A 17,142-nucleotide genomic window follows, 5' to 3' on the forward strand; every position below is an offset into this window, starting at 1 on the left:
CGCAGCCATCGCAGCCCTGACGGATCCAGTGGACACACGTACACTGAATCGAGTGGGGAAGAGAACTCAGCGCACACAGGAGTTGGGTGAACTCGCAGAAATCGCACTTCGCGAGCTGGCGTCGGCCGCGGGTGGTGTTCGCGCAGTTCACTCGGCAATTGCACGACGCACATTTGCCGCCGTGAAACTCGGCGTCGGGCCGGCTGCCTTGCCGATACAGCTGATGCACGACGCGATCGCCGCCGGCACCTACGCGAGCATCGCCGCCGCCTGCACCGGCGCAGCCACAGCAGTCGGTGCGCTGACCGGCAGTTCCGACGTGACCGGCGACGAGGTCACCGAGGACGATGCGCGGCCGTCACCGTCGCACACCACCCGCGGCGCTCAGACCATCGCCGTCCTGCACGGTCTCATCGGCGACGACATGGAGCGCAGTTCCCGGGTCCTCGCCTACCCGATGTCGATACGTGTCGACGGACGCCCGGTAGTTCCGAAGTACCGCGCTCTGGCCACGGCGTTTCCCGACGCGGGAGCGCACCTCGTGGTGTTCCTGCACGGGCTCGTCGAGACCGAATCGGCATGGCGGCTCGGTGGGCGACCCACGTACGGGCAGCGCCTGGACTCAGAATCCGGAACGACCTCGATCTTTCTGCGCTACAACACCGGTCGTCGAATTGCCGCCAACGGTGCCGACCTGTCGGACCTGCTGGAACAGCTCGTGCCTGCCTGGCCCGTCAGGGTTCACCGCATCACCCTGGTCGGTCATTCCATGGGCGGGCTGGTCTCGCGCAGCGCCGCACACCACGCTGCGGAGAACGGCCGCCGATGGGTGGAGCTGTTGACGGACGTATTCACCCTGGGGACACCACATCTGGGTGCGCCGCTTGCGCGCGGCGTTCACGTCGCCACGGCAGCGCTGGCAACAGCGCCCGAGACCCGTCCGTTCGCGAACCTGCTGGCGCGTCGAAGCGCAGGAGTCCGCGACCTGATTCACGGAGCGATCACCGAGGACGAGGGACATGCCAGCTACGCCGACGGATTCGACGTCGGAGCGGCCGCGGACATCTCGGTTCCGGAGGGGGTGCGGCATCATCACGCGTCCGCCGTCATCACAGGAAACCCGCGACACCCGATCGGAATCCTCGTGGGCGACGGCCTGGTCCGCACCGACAGCGCCGGAGGACGGAACAAGCTGCGTGACATAGGACTTCGTCCGGACGACGGTCTGGCGATCAACAGCGCACACCACTTCACCCTCCTCAACGACGAGAGAGTGTACGAATGGATGCGACGCGCACTGGTCGGCCCATCTTCCGAATCGGCCCCCTTACTGTCGATTTCGGCCTACTCGGTCCATCGATAGTCGAGGAACTTCCCGTCGAACGTCACCACGACCCGATCTCCGTCATCGTGCGGTCGTCGTTCGATGTTCATCGTGAAGTTGATGGCGCTCATGATGCCGTCGCCGAATTCCTCGGCGATCAGTTCTTTGAGCGCAGGGCCGTACACCTGCAGCGCCTCGTGGAATCGGTAGACCGTGGGGTCCGAGGAGATGTCCAGTGACCCACGATAGGGAGCCAGGGTCAGCTCGAACAACGAACCGTCGGGCATGCCCAGTTTTTCGGCAAGGAGGTCGGCCTGGGCGAGGCTGAGGGGATGCTGTCCGTAGAGTGCCGACACCGTCCATGCCACCGGCATGTCGATGGCCTCGGCCACAGCGGCCCAACTCAATCCGGCTCGAGCTCGTGCAAGCCGAATCTCGCCGATCAATGGCTTACCTGAAAAATCGGTCAACAGCTCTCTCCTTCGTGGCCGTACTGCAGGCGCACACCGAGTGCGCCCCGAGTTCACAGTCTCAGCTCGATGATCCTGCCTCGCAACATCTGGTATCGATCACGCGAGCGCGGTCCGATCGCAGATATGGTGGTTGTTTCCGCCACGGCACAACGAAAGTACTGACGACATGACCCAACTCGGTCTCGGCCTTGCCGCCCTCGGACGCCCCGAGTACCTGACGGTCGGGCACTCCGATGCCGTCGACGGGCGATTCGATCCGGCAGCCCTCGAGCAGCTGTGCCACGCAGTACTCGACGCCGCATGGGACAGCGGAATCAGACACTTCGACGTCGCGCGCTCCTACGGCTTTGCCGAGCGATTCCTCGGCAGCTGGTTGTCGCGACACCCTTCTCGGCGAGACACGCTGGTGATCGGCTCCAAATGGGGATACGCGTACGTCGCCGATTTCCAGCGGGGTGCCGAGGTGCACGAAGTGAAAGAGCACTCGGTTGCCCGATTGGCCGAGCAGTGGCCGCAGACTCTGCGCGACCTGGGCGGTGCACCGGACCACTACCTGATCCACAGCGTCACCCCGGACAGTCCAGCCCTGAGCGACACTGCCCTGCTCGACGACCTACATGCCCTAGCCGAGAGTGGTACCCGAATCGGCATCAGTACCAGCGGGCCACATCAAGCCGACGTGGTGCATGCAGCGCTGGAGATCGGGGTGTTCAGCTCGGTGCAGTCGACGTGGAACCCCCTCGAGCCGTCCGTCGGCCCGGCGTTGGCACGAGCACACGAAGCCGGCTGGTTCGTCGTCGTCAAAGAGGCCATGGCCAACGGCCGACTGGTGGCCGAAGATTCTGCACTCGCCCGCGTCGCGGACTCCGCCGGAATCGGCCGCGACGCGCTGGCGCTGGCACGTGCACTCGCCCAACCCTGGGCCGATGTCGTGCTCTCCGGCGCGGCCACAGTGGCTCAACTCCAGCAGAATGTCGCCGCTCTGTCGATCGACCGCGAACTGATCTCGACGATCGATCCGAACCTTGCCGAGTCGCCGGAAATTTATTGGGACAACAGGTCTCGACTGGCCTGGACGTGATCGGTTCTGGCACGAGCTGATCTTCCGCTGAATACTCGGATCCACGCCGATGTTCGCGGAGGCCGTCTCTGTGACCGACCACCTCGGATCGGCTCCTCCGTTTCGGATACCCGACTCCGATCGGCGTCGGGTTCACAAGAACGGGGAGCTGATTCGTGGCGGGGTATGGGTAGCGCGGATCGAACCGTCGAACGCTCGCTCGCGGGTGCGATCACACCCGAGCTTGTCGAGCCGGTGTCGAGCAGTATTGCGGCGTTTGGGACGATTCGGGCATGACGACGAACCGGCAGACGCCCTCCGAACATGGTGACAAGGAGCAGGATCAACCCGGACTCGATGACGTTGTCAGGGGGCGGCCGCCGGCGACGGAATTGGCGGCCAACGTCGTTCGCGGCGGTCTGATCGGTCTGGCGGAAACGGTTCCCGGGGTCTCCGGCGGCACGGTCGCCCTGGTCACCGGCATCTACACCAGGGCAATCGCGTCGGCGAAGCATCTGACGGACATCCCCAAGGCCGTGCTCACACGATCCGACGTACGCGCCGAGATCCGTCAGGTCGATTGGTGGCTGCTCGTCACGGTCGGCGTCGGCATGCTGTTGATGGTGTTCTCGGTGGCGGGGATCATGGCGGATTTCGTCACGGATCAGCCCGTCTACTCCAAGGCACTGTTCATGGGCATGATCGCGATGTCTGTGGCGATCCCGTTCATGGAGATCAGTCGTGGAGCTTTCCCCACCACCCGGTCCCGACTGTCCGCCGTGGCTCTGTTCGCCGTTCTCGCTGTTGCGGTCGTCGTTCTCACGTCGCTACCCGGGGTCGAGGCGTCGAATCCGTCGTTGATTCTGGTGTTCTTCGCCGCGACGATCGCAATATGTGCGCTCGTGCTGCCAGGTGTATCTGGCTCGTTCTTTCTGCTGGTCATCGGCCTGTATGCGCCGACGCTCACGGCCGTCGACGAGCGGAACCTGACGTACCTGGCCGTGTTCGCCCTGGGTGCTCTGGTGGGGTTGGTCAGCTTCGTTCGAGTGCTCGAACGGTTGCTGGCGAACTACCACGACCTGGCGATGGTCGCCGCTGCCGGCCTGCTGCTGGGGTCGTTGCGTGCACTGTGGCCGTGGCAGGGCGAGAACAGAGAACTACTGGCCGTCGGCAACGAATGGCCCGCCGCCGTGGGCCTCTTCGCCGTCGGAGTTGCGGTCGTGGCTGTGGTCGCCATCGTTCAGCATCGACTGGCCGCCACGCGTACGCCCTGACCGAAACGGTCGGGGTACCCGGCAATCCACGCCCCTCGTCGGAATCCACACCTCCTGCAGGCGCCGTGAATTCCCACGAGGGGCGTATGTGCGCGCGAGCCGTCCGCACCGGCCCGCACAGACAAAAAACTCCGACCCCAGTAGCGGGATCGGAGCAGTGGAGCCTCCTAACGGGATTGAACCGTTGACCGCTCGCTTACAAGGCGATTAACTGGAGTTCCGTTGCATCCCATTGAGTTTCGCGTTTTGGCTCTGACCTGCAGTTCCTGGGTCAGTAGGTGTCAGTGGGTGTCGGTTCGTTTGTACCGAGTTGTGACAACCTCGTGACAAGTCGATTCCTCAACGGAGTCACTCCCGAACGCTCAGACCTGACTACGCCGGAGGGAACCAGTGTCCTTCTCCGACACTGCTATTCACATCAGTTGCGGACTCAACGGCAGCCCACTACTCACGCGACAGAGTCGTCGGCCACCGCGCTGGCCTTAACACCCCGCAGGATGTCCGCAATGACCTCGACGTCTTGGTCAGGGAAGAGAGAGTATGCCCCTTCCTTTGCATTGTCGGTGAAGGGTGACTCGAACAGCCGCGCCGGGTCCATGACACCGTTCGCGGTGAGTTCGTCAACGATCAGAGTCACAAACCGGACCTGGTTAACGTCGAAGCGCGTGCGGTCGAGATAACTCTCGAAGGCGTCGAGCGCCGATTGGCGGTCAAGCCCGATCAGGGACCGAATGAACAAACCCAGCCCCGCACCTTCCTGTTTGGCCCGCTCGACATCAACGGCACTGGCCCCGCTAGCGGCAAGCATCCCTTCAAGGGCTTCGAGGTCTTCGGTAGTGAGCTGTCTGTTGCGCCGCAGACGCTGCAGGGCAACGTGATCCTCGTGCTGTTTGAGGTAGGCGGCCGTCTTGGCTCGGAATCGTTCCCAGTTGGTTCCGGGTGTGACGCCGGGCAAAGCCACCACGGTCTGTTCGCCGATGGCGTCCTCGAAGTCGGTGTAGACCTTTGCCTTCTTGATCTTCTCCAGGAAACGCAGCAGGCCCCGTAGCCTCAACCGGGCGAGTTCGAGCATCGGCAGGGTGACATCGACCCACCACTCATCGCCGGCAAGCTCGTCGAGGAGGGCCTCTTGGGCTTTAACCGAGGGGATCGAGAGCTGACTCAGTAGACCCGTAGCGATGCTCTGGACTTGTTCACGGATGCGTTCGGCGGCGACTGCGTCGCCTTCGAGCTGAGCAAGCTGTCGGCGCAGGATCAGGAGGTCGAACCGTTTGGCGTCCTCGTCATCGTCCTTGGCCGTCGAGGGCAGCCCGGCGAGGTGCTCCGCCACCTCGGTCGCCGCTTCCGGAGTCAGAGCTTTCCAAGAATCCCATTTGGCGTAGTGCTCGACCCATTTGCGGTGCGGTCGCACGAGGAAGTTATCGAGGGTCATGGCGGCGACGATGGTGTGCAACGTCTTGGCGGTTGAGTCGCGCAGGTCGGGCTCGCTGTTGTCGAGTGCAGTGATCAGTCCCAGGCGGTTCTCGAAGAGTCTCTGGTTGAGTGACTTTTGGGTCGAGCCTTCGGAGCCGGGTAAATTTTGGCTGAAGAACTCGAGGTTCCCGCAGAAGTCGAAGACGAAGAAGTCTGTCTTGTCCTGACCGGGACCGAACAGATCTGGGCGTAGTCGGGTTCCGCGCCCGATCATTTGCCAGAACTTCGACTTCGACCGCACCATTTTGAAGAAGACCAGGTTGACGACGTCGGGGACGTCGATCCCCGTATCGAGCATGTCCACCGAGATCGCGATGTGTGGAGCTTTGTCGGTCACGGAGAAATCGTCGATCAGGGACTGCGCGTAGCTGATGCCGTGGGTGATGACACGCGCAAACTGCCCTCCGTATCCAGGGTATTGGACATCGAAGCGCTTCTGGATGAACTCTGCGTGGTCCTTGTTCTTTGCGAAGACGATGGTTTTGCCGAGTCGGTCACCGGAAGCAACCTTGTGACCCTGATCCATCAGGATGGCGAGGACTTTGTCGACGGTGTCTTCGTTGAAGAGGAACCGGTTGACCTCCTCGGCGGTGACCTCGTCCGGTCGGTCGTCCTCGCCCCAGTCGAGGGTGTCCCACTGATCCTTCTCGTCGTCGGTCAGGTCGGCATATTTGATGCCCTGCCGCAGGAATGTCGTCCCGACAGAGATTCCGACGGGTGGCACGAGGTACCCCTCGCCTACAGCTTCGTCGAGGCTGTAGGCATCGGTCGGGACACCGTCTTCGAGCTGGAACAACCTGTATGTGTTGTGGTCAACTTCGTCTTTGGGGGTGGCGGTCAGTCCAACGAGGAGCGAGTCGAACCACTCGAAGATCGCGCCGTACTTCTGGTAGACGGATCGGTGCGCTTCGTCAATGACGATCAGGTCGAAGTAACCGGGCCCAAACTTGCGCAGATCACCCTCGACGCCGTTGATGAGGTTCAACATCGTCGGGTAGGTGCACACGTACACCCGACCGTCCGCGGACTTCTCAGTGACCAGGTTGACTGTTGTCGCGGAAGGCAAGCTCGCTTTGAACGCGCTCGTCGCCTGGTTGACCAGGGCCGTTCGGTCGGCCAGGAACAGGACCCGCTTGACCCAATTCGCCTTCATCAGCTGGTCGGCCAGCGCAATCACCGTCCGAGTCTTACCCGACCCTGTAGCCATGACGAGCAACGCTTGGCGCTGTTTGCGGTCGAACGCGCCACCGACGGCTTTGATGGCTCGGACTTGGTATGGGCGGCCAGCAACAGCGGTGTTGACTTCTTCGGCGCTAAGGGGGAGTCGGGTCGTGCGGCGCTGGATCAAGAGTTCCAGTTCATCGCGGGTATAGAAGCCTTGGACTTCGCGGGGCGGGTAACCAGCAGCGTCGTCCCAGATCCAATGTTCGTAGCCGCTGGTGTAGAAAATGACAGGCCGGCGACCGAACTGCTTCTGCAGGCAGTCGGCGTAGAGCATTGCCTGCTGCTGGCCAACCTGGGGACTCTTGGTTGTGCGTTTCGCTTCGACTACCGCCAGTGGTAGGCCGTCAGCCCCCCACAGGACGTAGTCGACGAAGCCTCTACTGTCCTTGTTGGGCATTCCGGCAACTTCGTACTCACGGTCGCGGGGATCGGTGAGCGGCCATCCCGCCTCGGCGAGCAAGATGTCGATAAAGAGGTCGCGTGTCTGCGCCTCGGAATAGTCGTGATCATCGTGTGTGGAATTCGCGGCCTGTGCGGCGGCAATCTGGACGCGGAGCGCCGCGATCTCCGCATCGTGCGTCGCGAGAAGGTCATCCTTCTCGGCCAACGCCTTCGCGTGTGCTTCGTCCTGTTCTTTGAACTTCTGCGCCAGCTTGGCCAGCTCATCCCGGCTCAGCGGTGCCGCGCCCCTTGCGAGCTTGGCGTCGAAAGTGGCCTTCGTCGGGACAGCCTGCGGGTTCGGCGAATAGCGGTAGGCCGCCCACACCATCACGTGGAACAGCTCCCTTAACACCGCTTGCGAGACGTCAACCCTGATCGGTTTGTTCTCATGGACAGCGGTGTTGGCGACCTTGCGGATCAGGTTCAGCTTCTGCCCGATGCCAGCGCCTGCTTTCGCGGCAAAGGCTGCGTCGTTGATCTTCGCCGCCAAATCGTCCCTGTATGGAATCGGAAGGTTCAAAACGTCGTAGAGGTGATTCACCAGACCCTCTACCGCACGGCGGCTGTAGAAGCACGCAGAACGAGGGTCGCTCTCCAGGTACGACTCGGCTCGAGCGCAGTTCTCGAACGCGCCCGGGAGAGTGGCTTTGAGGAAGTCGAAATTGCCTATCAAAGCTCTCCCCGGAAAGCACGGGCCTGCACAGCCGCAAACAGGCTGTCAAGTTGCTTAGTTCCAGCGAGCTGGCGATCAGTCGCTTTTGTCACTTGATCAACACGACGCAAAAATTCCATCTGGAGATCGATCGGCGGCATGATGACTTGCATCCGTTTTATATCCGTTGTTGTGATGTTTTGGAAGATCGCACCTGCAGCATTTCTGGTATGCATTCGCCTCGAAAGATTGAGAACCTCAAGAAGAAAGTCTGGTAGGAAGATCTCCTCATGCAGGTCGAGGAATCCGACGAAGCCATCGTGAATGCAAGCGTCCACTGCCAAGCGCGATACCAGACCTATATTTCCACTCACTGCCATTACAATCGTGCCCCTGGGACAAGGGCGGCTGCGAAGAGCGCCCGCTTCGGTCAGAGAGTCGGTAGTCGGTGTTACCCACTTCCCATCCCGCGTGATGTCGGAGATCATAAGCCTTGGAACATCACCTCCGAAGAACCTCGGATCGCCCTGTGGTCTCGGCGACGACCCACGAACGATCCTGCAGATTTCATCTATCTGCTTGCTAGGCCACAGAGCGGCGTTCTTGATTGGATCGCCAAAGATGTCGAGAAATATCGCGCTGACCAGCGCGTCGGACTTGGTGAGGACTTGGCGGCGTTTGGCGCGGAGGGCGTCGGCCTTGTCGAGGATCGCGGCGATCCGGTACTGCTCTTTGAGCGGTGGCAACGGAATCATAATGGCCCGCAGCTTCTTCGCCGAGAGGTGCTTAACCGTCGCGAAGGGTGTCTGATCTTCAATTGCCTTGAGCGCGGCGGGCAGGAATCTCGCCACGTAGTCCTTATCAACCCCGTGCCGCGGTTCCCCCAACTTGGCGACCCGCTGGTTGAGGATTGCCTTGCCCCCTCTCCACCGTCCGACGTTGAACTCGCCGTCCATCCCAATGAGGTAGTCGCCGTTGGCTATCAAGTACCGGGAATCGACGGACCCGTCGTAGTAGGTATTGCTGAATCCACGAACCACATCGCGAATGCGCACAAGCGGTAATCCGGTGCCATCGGTGTTGAAGGTCCCTGACTTGAAGGGGAATCCAAGCTCCAGGCCAATCGCCTCCTCCAGCGGCAGCATCTCAGTCATGACAACATCGCCTTCAAGTCGGCTAAGCCCTGTGTGATCTGAAGCTCAAGCTTTTCAATGTCGGCGATGATCTCAAGTGGGGGCCGGTGCTCAGCGTCGTCGTGGACGATTTCCTTGTATCGGTTGAGCGACAAGTCGTAGTCCTGGGCGACTATGTCGGCCTTCGGCACACAAAAGGACTGGTCGGTGGACGCCCGCGTCTTCTCGGTGGTGGTGCGCTTCTGCCAGCGGGCCAGCACGTCGGGCAAGTCGTTGGCCGCGATGGGGTTGCGCTTGTCGTCGAGAGAGTAGCCGTCGGCCTGGACGTTGTAGAACCACACGTGGTCGGTGCCACCGGAATTAGTTTTGGTGAAAAGCAGGATCGCCGTCGAGACACCAGCGTAGGGACGGAACACACCCGAGGGCAGCTTGACTACCGCGTCGAGCTTCTGGTCTTCGACGAGGACTCTGCGCAGTTCCTTGTGCGCTTTCGACGACCCGAACAGGACTCCGTCGGGAACAATGACTGCTGCCCGGCCACCGGGCTTGAGCAGCTTCAAGAACAACGCCAAAAAGAGTAATTCGGTCTTCTTGGTTTTGACGACCCGTTGCAGGTCCTTGCTGGTGGCCTCGTAATCCAGTGACCCTGCGAACGGTGGATTGGCCAGGATCAGCGTGTACTTCTCGGTGTCCTCGCTCGCACCCTCGGAGAGTGAGTCGCGGTAGCGGATATCGGGAGCTTCGATGCCGTGGAGAAGCATGTTCATGCTGCCGATGCGCAGCATGACGGGGTCGAAGTCGTAGCCGTGGAACATCGACCGATGAAAGTGGTTGCGCTGGGTCGGTTCGGTCAGGGCTGACGGGTGCGTTTCCCGGACATACTCCGATGCGGCGACTAGGAACCCGGCGGTTCCGCAGGCTGGGTCGCAGATTTCGTCCGTGGGTGACGGGGCGGTCATGGCGACCATCAGGTTAATGATGTGGCGCGGCGTGCGGAACTGTCCATTGACGCCTGCACTAGCGATCTTCGACAGCAGGTACTCGTAGAGATCGCCGTTGGTGTCGCGCTCGGCCATTGGGATGTCGTCGAGCATGTCGACGACCTTCGACAACAGCGCGGGTGTCGGGATGGTGAACCGGGCGTCTTTCATGTGCTCGGAGTACGTAGAGCCACCGCCGAGTGCGCGCAGGAACGGAAACACTTGTTCCCCGACTATTTTGAACATCACTTCCGCGTCAGCGTTCTTGAAACGGCTCCAACGCAGGTTTTCCTGACCGGGCAGGAATATTGGCTCCTCGATCTTCCCGGTAATGCGGGCTTTCTTCTCGGCCAGGATCTGGAGGTCGTCGAGTCGGCGGATGAAGAGCAACGAGGTCACCTGTTCGATCACCTGTAGCGGGTTGCTGATGCCGCCCGACCAGAACGAGTCCCAGACACGGTCAATCTTGCTCTTGAGGTCACCGGTAATCACAAGGGGACCATATCGAAGGAGGAGCTTGAACTCCTGGGAACGGGACCGACACGCGGATGCGGTCACGGCCTTGCGCGTCGACCTGAAGAACGCGACTGCCAACTTGGCGTCGCCGACGTGCACGGGCGTCTCGACGGAAAATTAACTCAGGATCTGAACGCTGGAAGATGACCGGCAGCTGAGCCGGCCTGCGAGAGAACTCGCTCCCACCACCGGGTGTTGACTCGGATTGCGGTATCGAAGCGCTATGGCGAGGCCACAGCAAGCCATTCCGGAACTGGCAGGGCGTCGGTGTCGGTGCGCATCGAATTACGATACCGACGCTTTCAGGCTCAGGGAGCCGCCTCGGGGTGAACCAACGATGGTTCCGCCGGAGAGTCGCGAAGGTGGCGGTACACCGTGGCACGACTGACTCCCAGCATCTTGGCGATCTCATCAGCTGTCAGGCCTTTGCTGAGAAGGTCACGCGCTCGAACCACATCGGCCGCGGCGACTTTACTGGGCCTTCCCCCACGACGGCCCTTCGCCGCTGCGGCGACAAGTCCTGCCCGAGTTCGCTCGAGCATGATGTCTCGTTCCAATTGCGCGAAGGCCGCCATAATCGTCAACATCGCCTTGCCCATCGGTCCTTCGGTGTGGAGACCTTCAGTCACGCTCGCAAACGTCACTCCTCGGGCTGTGAGGTCTGAAATGACATCGAGGACGTGCCGGGTGTCGCGACCGAGACGGTCCAGCTTCCACACGACGAGTGTGTCGCCGGTTCTGAGGTGATCGAGACACGCGGCAAGCTGCGGGCGGTCCGCCTTGGCCCCGCTTACTCCGAGGTCCGTGAACACCCTCAACACCCCCGCAGTCGCCAGCGCGTCGAGTTGCAGCTGTGGATCCTGATCAACCGTGCTCACTCTTGCGTATCCGATGGCCGCCATAACCGTTCCTGTCTCACTACCCCATTACCCCACTGGTTTTGAGACTAGCAGATATGAGACAGGTTTTTGAGACACGACGAACTGCGACTAGGTGGGATCCTGAGCGAAGAAGCCGGGAAGCCTCGTCGTCTCATCAACCCATCGTTTATGCGACGGCAGATCGCCCGCCGCTGTGGTCGTCAACAAGCGCAGAATCGCTCAATAAAGCTCAGGCCCGGATGCGAGGGCCCTGCAGGGGCTATCTGCTGACGCGGCGTCGATCCCGCGCTGCTCGTCCCAGGGGAACCGGCCCAGATTCGAACCGTCGACGTTGTGACAGATGCAGACTTCTGCCCACGAGTCCTGGATGGTAGCGAGGCCGCTTCTGACGGTGTCATTTGATTGAGTGACGTAGTCGCTTTTGACGTGCGGTGGCTAAGCCCATCTGGTACTAAAGTGCTGGTGAACGTGAGACTGGCGGGGATCTGCACCCAGGGGCTGCTGGAGTTGGAACCGCCCCCTGGGACCGATGACGCGCTGACGTGGCAAGAAGTACTTTTTAGGCGACTGACTCTTGATTTCCGGTCCCTCCAAACAGCACGTAGGGGACGGACTGTCGCGGCTGAGCTGGGGCTCGATCTTGAACCATCTGGCTACTGGTACGTCGGTCGAGCGCACCCCGATTACTCGTCGCTAGTGACTTGCTCCGGTAAGCCGTCGGCAACCACCCCTCCATCAGGGAGCGTTAGTCCGTTCGATACAGGCGGTCTGTGGCGCAACAAGATGAGAACGAAGGTTGACACGAGCACGCCCGACGGGAAGCGGGTCTTCTATAAGAGAACGCGGCGCGGGTTCGACGATTACCTGGAGCCAATGGGTGAGTGGCTCGAAGAGGCGTTCCCCGGTGGACTCTCCGACTACGTCACCGGCAAGGACCCTACGCATCATGCGCTGCTGGAAGTCATTGTCAGACCGGGGGACGCTCAAAGCTGGAGCTGGGAGGTCGCCGTGGAAATGCAAGCTCCAAACCGAGCGTTCCCGCGTCCCTACGTCCTCTACTGGACAAGGGCGCAGCACGACGATTATCTGATCTGGGTCAGAGATTTCTTCGGCCAGAGTCGCGATGAGATGGCCGACCATACGCGATTTGTCGAGAGCATATCGGCCGAGACAGACGACCCGTATCTAGGCGCGACGAACGAGATCATGTCGGTGGAGTGATTCGCAAACCCCTAGCACACTCCCAGACAGCTCGGGGACTCAATGCACACCTTAAACGCCCTGGATAGGTAAGGTTTCCGTATGAGCGTCGCAAGATACAGGGTCGTAGGTGTTCTCGGCCTGTGGTCGGGTAACCAGGCTTCAATGTTCTTGGCGAACCCTGTGATTAATTACGAAGGGGCCCCTCGGGCTACCCGTGGTGAGCAGTGGTCGATTAGTAGTGGTCTGGCACGCACAGATGTTTCTGACGAGCCCGGTTACGTAGCCTTTGATCCGACCGCAAGCTCGCACAGACGTCTCCGAGTCGGTGAAGGGCAGGTCTTTTGGGTCGCTGGCCCTGAGTTCGTCGACCACTACCAACGATTCGTTGATGTTGGTGGTGCGGATGTGCTTCGACTGGAGACTTGGAAGGCTCTGCCGAACGCCTTCCGTTCGCTTATAGGCCTAGCCCAGCACTTTTATACAGCCGGGGCCTCGCTTGCCCATGAGGCGCAGAACTTCTACGAGAGTCGGCTGTCCCTGGCGGGAGTTTCCTCGACTAACCCTGAGGTTGCCAACGCACGGAAGGTATTTGAGGGATCTGCGGGCGTAGACCGAGTTGAACGCAGTGTGACCGACGCTACATGGTTCAAAGTAAGCGGTGACTATGACCTCTACCAGCGTGCGCTGGTCCAGGCTGCAATCCTGAAGGGCGTTGACGAGGACGACGTCACTCGTGAGGTGGAGGCGCGGCTAGCGTTTTATGAGCGGGACAAGATCCAAAATTTGGAGGGCGAGCTCAGACGTGTCCAAACATTGTTGGAGATTGAAAAGCGCCGCAGCCGCAGGCGCAGAACACGCTTCCCTAGGAGCTCGATCAGGGACGGCGCGATATCCGGAGTGCCTTCAGCCAACGACATGGTGGCGCTAGAGGTGTTGACCGGCGGGAGCGTTCGCAACACCAATTTCAGCGCGGCGAAGACGGCCAACTTCGTGGACAAGCTACTGAAGGAGCATGAGAATGAACGGCTCTGAGTTCGACGATGTGATGTCGCAAGTCCCCGAGGAAGATGCCGACCTGGCAGGCGCGTCTAGCCCAGCAGACATTTTGGAGGACATCAGAAGGTTGCGAGCGAACCAGGATGCCGCGTACTTGCAGGTTGCATCGCAACCGGGGTACGCGGACAAGCTCAGCGATGCAGCTCGCTTCTTTTTGATGGAACCTGAAGTGTTCGCGCCTGGCGACTTAGTGACGTGGAAGCCTCTGTTAAAGAATCGGCGGTATCCGGCCGCAGGGTTTCCTGCCGTTGTCGTAGAGACACACCCAGGGCGTAAGTGGCCCGTCGATCAGACGAGCAGCCCGTATTACGACGAACCCGCTGACATCGTGCTTGGGATTCTTGATGGCGATGAGGAGTTCGAGGTATACCCGTTCGACGTTCGACGGTTTGCACACTGGAAGCCGACTGACTAGTCGGTTTGACTGCCCAATCGCAAGCTTGAGCGGTACGCGGACGACAGCTGGTCGGTTGCCGACCGGGTGTGCTCTTCCGAAGCATGCAATGAGGTATTCGAGATAACAGCGGCTTCCGAGCGCTGCATCAAGTGGGCCGAAGCGCTCTGTCCGGCTTGCCAGAGTTGTGACTGTCTGTCTCACGTGGCCACCCGTGGGACCTGTCCTCGGTGCTTCACGGCCCTTTACGCCGCCGACATCGCTGCCGGTCGCGCAGAACACGACGAGTGCTTTTAGTCCTGGCCCCAGCCTCGACGGATGCTGTATGTCTTGCCCCCACTAGCCGTGTGATGCGCACCATCTTGGGAGCTCGTCAGTCCGGCCCTTCTCCGCGCCTTCTGCAACCGGACCTCGTGGGCGATCTGGTGCTTGACTGCCCGCTTGCTTGCCTTTCTGCGATTCATTCGAGCCTTCAAGGACTTCGGGTGAGGGCCACTACGTCGTGAGCCGCCAAAAATGTAGAAGAGAATCCACATGAACTGTCCTTGGTGCCGTCGGGATGGACGTCGCTCGACAGGTCAGTCCGCCGAGTGCTTAACCCTTGATCCCGGTCCGTGGCCAGGGCGTTACATCCGGGACAGGATCCCACAAAACCTGCCATCGGGGCGGCTCACTTGTGGCAGATGGTCGCCGTAGAGACACCGCTGCCGCCGTGGGCCTGTCACCAGCACGAACTGAAGCGCTTCAATCAAGTCAAAAGCCAAATGATCCGGTTGGCAAGCAAGCCGACCCGGTGCAGATCGGAGCCTCAGGCTCTGGGATTACGACTGCTGGAACCTCAAGCATGGTCGGCGAACTGTAGCCAGGCTGCCCGGCCAGAGCCGCTGTGGTTCCGTCATGAACCAATTGACCGGTTTCCGTGTCGAACATATAGCAGATCCACTCGATGGCGTATTTGCCATCAGGCACGTCGGTATCCGTGACGGATATGACGGGACGGGGCGGCTGGCTGGATCCGCTAGTGCCGTAGAGGAGCAGTTCACCGCTAACGGCGTTGTCGCTCATGACGCAGGAGAACGGCTGGTTCGCCTTCTTCGCGGAAAAAGTTCCCGTGACCGAATTGCCGCCATCAGGATTGACCGTGCTGGTGAAGACGGCTTCAATGTCGCCCGGATTTGCCGACGCCGGCGTGGAGGAGAGAAAGGCAAGCGGGACAGCTGATAGTGCTCCAATTACGGCAAGTGCGGTACGACGCATGTATGTCTCCTGAAGAGGCGGGGGTAGCTGCAAGGACGAGTGCAACGAGGGTGGGTAGACCGACCCTTGTTGAACTGCACCGGGCAAGGTGGGTGGGAACGGGCCTAGGGCTGGGCGGCATGCTGGGTCAAGACCCTGCGCGCCTTGTCCATAAGGTCGAGATAACCAGGCGAAGGCCAAGTGGAGTCGGACGAATAGGCCGAAGTAATTCGCGGCAAAACTCGGTAGACAGCGTCGTCAACAAGCATCGGGCCTTTGAGGGCTCGGGGGTGATTGTCTTCGTAAAAGCACTGCCCGATGATTATCTGGAAGCTACCGTCCGGGTGGAGCTCAAGCTCAAGTGTCAGGTCAAGGTCCGAGTCGTAGACGGCGAACTGTGCCGGTCCTAGCTTTCCTGACTCCTGCAGGACTGCAGCAGCCAACTCTGCACGATCCATCTGGGCACCCGCTGCCAGGTTTACTGATCTCGCCAGGCCGTCCTCGGAGTACAGCCTTCGAATGATCTCCAGATTGATCGACGCGTCGAGCTGCTGGTCACCGTCGTAGCGATGAACTAGCCAGAGGAAAAAATCGCTCGGAACTGCGAAATCGAGACTGTCCATCTGGACTGTTGCACTGGGGTCAATTTCGGCGAGGGAGCTCCGTATCCCTTCGTTCACGTATCGACCTATCTCCTTCTCATTTCGTGTGGTGAAGACCCCTTCGTAAACGTCCGGCTCCACCGTCTCCGCGATAATAAGGTCCACAGCGGAGAAGATATGGACACTTCTGGGGTCCGCCGATTCTTGTCGGGACGCCAAAATTCTCTTCGCTTTGACGTCGACAGCGTCCCAGTAGAAGCGGGCCTTGAGTCGGCGAGGCAACACAGCGGTTCCCTCAGATACAGCCGGAGACTGCACGTCAGGTCGGTGCTGAGACGGGTTCCGGAAGTCATCGACATCGTCCAGAACGCTTCCCCAACCCCTATCTGGAACGTCCCCCGCATACCGCTGATCTCGGAGTCCCCTAGCCAGATCCTCCAACCCCAGCCTTGATCGAACTCGGATCGGACTGCAGTGCAACTGTCCCTCTGTGAGGTTTGACATTCACGCCCTCCTGAGTTCGAACATCTCAACTGGTGAAGACACCGGAACGAGCAGCTTCGATAGCCATCCCCACAGTCCTCCGACCTGAATGGAATACCGGCACTTCACGGGAGATAACGCCCCGCAGTTGGGGTGGGCTTCTAAACTGACCTCGATCCAGCTGGTTACGACGTCAATCTGCGGTTCGCGAACTGCGAAAGTAACAGTAGTTGGCGAGGTCACGCTCGCCGTATTGTGGAGTACGCCGCTCGTTTCGAGTACGACAATCGCGACTTGATCGGGAACGAGCGACATCACCACAGTTGCTCCCCGGTGCTTGCATAGCCCTGCGAGGCCCTTGGCAAGAAGTGACGAACCTTCGTACCGCAACTGAAGATCGAAGACCCGGATCCGATGAAAGTTGGCCGCAGAATGCGTGAGCTGAACGCATGGGCCCGCGGTCTCAACTCGGTCATGAACCCAGTTGACGGTTAGTCGCGGTCGCTGCAGCAATCGGCCGGTAACCGCGTACACGACGGCGGCGCTCACGGTGATGTTCACAATCTCCGCGACTATCGACCCCACGTGCCCGTGCGGCTCCGCCCATCCAGCGAGCCTCGGGTCTAAGAAGAGGTACAACGCTAGGGCCGCGGCGAGCTTGAAGACTCCGTACAGTTCCGTCACACGATCCCGACCAGCTCAGAAGTCTCCTGGAGACTGCTCTTCACCAGCGGAGT

At 60.6% G+C, this 17,142-nt stretch carries 14 protein-coding genes; 6 read left to right on the plus strand and 8 right to left on the minus strand.

The window, feature by feature from the left end:
• The first annotated feature begins 52 nt into the window (after window positions 1–52).
• The gene (locus tag CH273_RS02120; protein ID WP_082322543.1) at window positions 53–1,363 is read left to right on the plus strand and encodes an esterase/lipase family protein; all 1,311 of its coding nucleotides are present in this window, start codon (window positions 53–55) and stop codon (window positions 1,361–1,363) included.
• Here CH273_RS02120 and cynS read toward each other — a convergent pair.
• Entirely contained in the window at window positions 1,345–1,794 is a 450-nt protein-coding gene (gene cynS, locus CH273_RS02125) for a cyanase (protein ID WP_045196854.1), read from the minus strand. The genes CH273_RS02120 and cynS overlap by 19 nt on opposite strands.
• 169 nt (window positions 1,795–1,963) lie before the next feature.
• Here cynS and CH273_RS02130 point away from each other — a divergent pair, with 169 nt between their 5' ends.
• A complete protein-coding gene (locus tag CH273_RS02130) occupies window positions 1,964–2,878 on the plus strand; it encodes an aldo/keto reductase (protein ID WP_032396043.1) in 915 nt (304 codons plus the stop codon).
• A 272-nt stretch (window positions 2,879–3,150) separates the two neighbouring features.
• Window positions 3,151–4,131, plus strand: coding sequence for a DUF368 domain-containing protein (locus tag CH273_RS02135; RefSeq protein ID WP_082322521.1), 981 nt, complete (start codon window positions 3,151–3,153; stop codon window positions 4,129–4,131).
• A gap of 448 nt (window positions 4,132–4,579) precedes the next feature.
• Here the strand turns inward: CH273_RS02135 and CH273_RS02140 are convergent, their stop codons facing one another.
• From CH273_RS02140 to CH273_RS02155, 4 genes are all read right to left on the minus strand, one after another.
• Window positions 4,580–7,942, minus strand: a complete 3,363-nt coding sequence (locus CH273_RS02140; protein ID WP_230596848.1) for a DEAD/DEAH box helicase family protein — start codon at window positions 7,940–7,942, stop codon at window positions 4,580–4,582.
• On the minus strand, window positions 7,939–9,075 hold the full coding sequence (locus CH273_RS02145) for a restriction endonuclease subunit S (protein ID WP_052049683.1): 1,137 nt from the start codon (window positions 9,073–9,075) through the stop codon (window positions 7,939–7,941). Before CH273_RS02145 ends, CH273_RS02140 begins: the two co-directional genes overlap by 4 nt.
• Complete coding sequence (locus tag CH273_RS02150) at window positions 9,072–10,526, minus strand: type I restriction-modification system subunit M (RefSeq protein ID WP_032396352.1); 1,455 nt, start codon at window positions 10,524–10,526, stop codon at window positions 9,072–9,074. Before CH273_RS02150 ends, CH273_RS02145 begins: the two co-directional genes overlap by 4 nt.
• Before the next feature lie 332 nt (window positions 10,527–10,858).
• Window positions 10,859–11,452: a recombinase family protein gene (locus CH273_RS02155; protein WP_052049686.1), complete on the minus strand. Its 594-nt coding sequence runs from the start codon at window positions 11,450–11,452 to the stop codon at window positions 10,859–10,861.
• Window positions 11,453–12,214: 762 nt separating this feature from the next.
• On the opposite strand from CH273_RS02155, the gene CH273_RS02160 reads away from it, so the two are divergent.
• The 3 genes from CH273_RS02160 (at window position 12,215) to CH273_RS02170 (ending at window position 14,105) form a co-directional block, all read left to right on the plus strand.
• Window positions 12,215–12,652, plus strand: a complete 438-nt coding sequence (locus tag CH273_RS02160) for a hypothetical protein (RefSeq protein WP_032396044.1) — start codon at window positions 12,215–12,217, stop codon at window positions 12,650–12,652.
• Between the two features lie 81 nt (window positions 12,653–12,733).
• The gene (locus CH273_RS02165) at window positions 12,734–13,666 is read left to right on the plus strand and encodes a hypothetical protein (RefSeq protein ID WP_143546160.1); all 933 of its coding nucleotides are present in this window, start codon (window positions 12,734–12,736) and stop codon (window positions 13,664–13,666) included.
• Window positions 13,653–14,105 (plus strand): hypothetical protein, encoded by a 453-nt coding sequence (locus CH273_RS02170; RefSeq protein WP_052049688.1) that lies wholly within the window; start codon window positions 13,653–13,655, stop codon window positions 14,103–14,105. The genes CH273_RS02165 and CH273_RS02170 overlap by 14 nt, the downstream gene beginning before the upstream one ends.
• A 732-nt stretch (window positions 14,106–14,837) precedes the next feature.
• On the opposite strand, the gene CH273_RS27320 is transcribed toward CH273_RS02170, so the two are convergent.
• From CH273_RS27320 to CH273_RS02180, 3 genes are all read right to left on the minus strand, one after another.
• The gene (locus CH273_RS27320; protein ID WP_143546161.1) at window positions 14,838–15,341 is read right to left on the minus strand and encodes a hypothetical protein; all 504 of its coding nucleotides are present in this window, start codon (window positions 15,339–15,341) and stop codon (window positions 14,838–14,840) included.
• A 104-nt stretch (window positions 15,342–15,445) separates the two neighbouring features.
• On the minus strand, window positions 15,446–16,426 hold the full coding sequence (locus CH273_RS02175) for a hypothetical protein (RefSeq protein ID WP_032396047.1): 981 nt from the start codon (window positions 16,424–16,426) through the stop codon (window positions 15,446–15,448).
• Window positions 16,427–17,089, minus strand: coding sequence for a hypothetical protein (locus CH273_RS02180; RefSeq protein WP_032396048.1), 663 nt, complete (start codon window positions 17,087–17,089; stop codon window positions 16,427–16,429). It abuts the gene before it with no gap.
• Between the last annotated feature and the right edge of the window lie 53 nt (window positions 17,090–17,142).

The organism is Rhodococcus sp. 05-339-2, assembly GCF_002258965.1.
Lineage (GTDB): Bacteria > Actinomycetota > Actinomycetes > Mycobacteriales > Mycobacteriaceae > Rhodococcoides.

Excerpts from the sequence above, each read along its gene's own strand:
- CH273_RS02130 (WP_032396043.1), top strand. The coding sequence starts at position 1,964 with ATGACCCAACTCGGTCTCGGCCTTGCCGCCCTCGGACGCCCCGAGTAC.
- CH273_RS02135 (WP_082322521.1), top strand. The coding sequence starts at position 3,151 with ATGACGACGAACCGGCAGACGCCCTCCGAACATGGTGACAAGGAGCAG.
- CH273_RS02145 (WP_052049683.1), bottom strand. The coding sequence starts at position 9,075 with ATGACTGAGATGCTGCCGCTGGAGGAGGCGATTGGCCTGGAGCTTGGA.
- CH273_RS02155 (WP_052049686.1), bottom strand. The coding sequence starts at position 11,452 with ATGGCGGCCATCGGATACGCAAGAGTGAGCACGGTTGATCAGGATCCA.
- CH273_RS02160 (WP_032396044.1), top strand. The coding sequence starts at position 12,215 with ATGAGAACGAAGGTTGACACGAGCACGCCCGACGGGAAGCGGGTCTTC.
- CH273_RS02165 (WP_143546160.1), top strand. The coding sequence starts at position 12,734 with ATGAGCGTCGCAAGATACAGGGTCGTAGGTGTTCTCGGCCTGTGGTCG.
- CH273_RS02170 (WP_052049688.1), top strand. The coding sequence starts at position 13,653 with ATGAACGGCTCTGAGTTCGACGATGTGATGTCGCAAGTCCCCGAGGAA.
- CH273_RS27320 (WP_143546161.1), bottom strand. The coding sequence starts at position 15,341 with ATGCGTCGTACCGCACTTGCCGTAATTGGAGCACTATCAGCTGTCCCG.
- CH273_RS02175 (WP_032396047.1), bottom strand. The coding sequence starts at position 16,426 with ATGTCAAACCTCACAGAGGGACAGTTGCACTGCAGTCCGATCCGAGTT.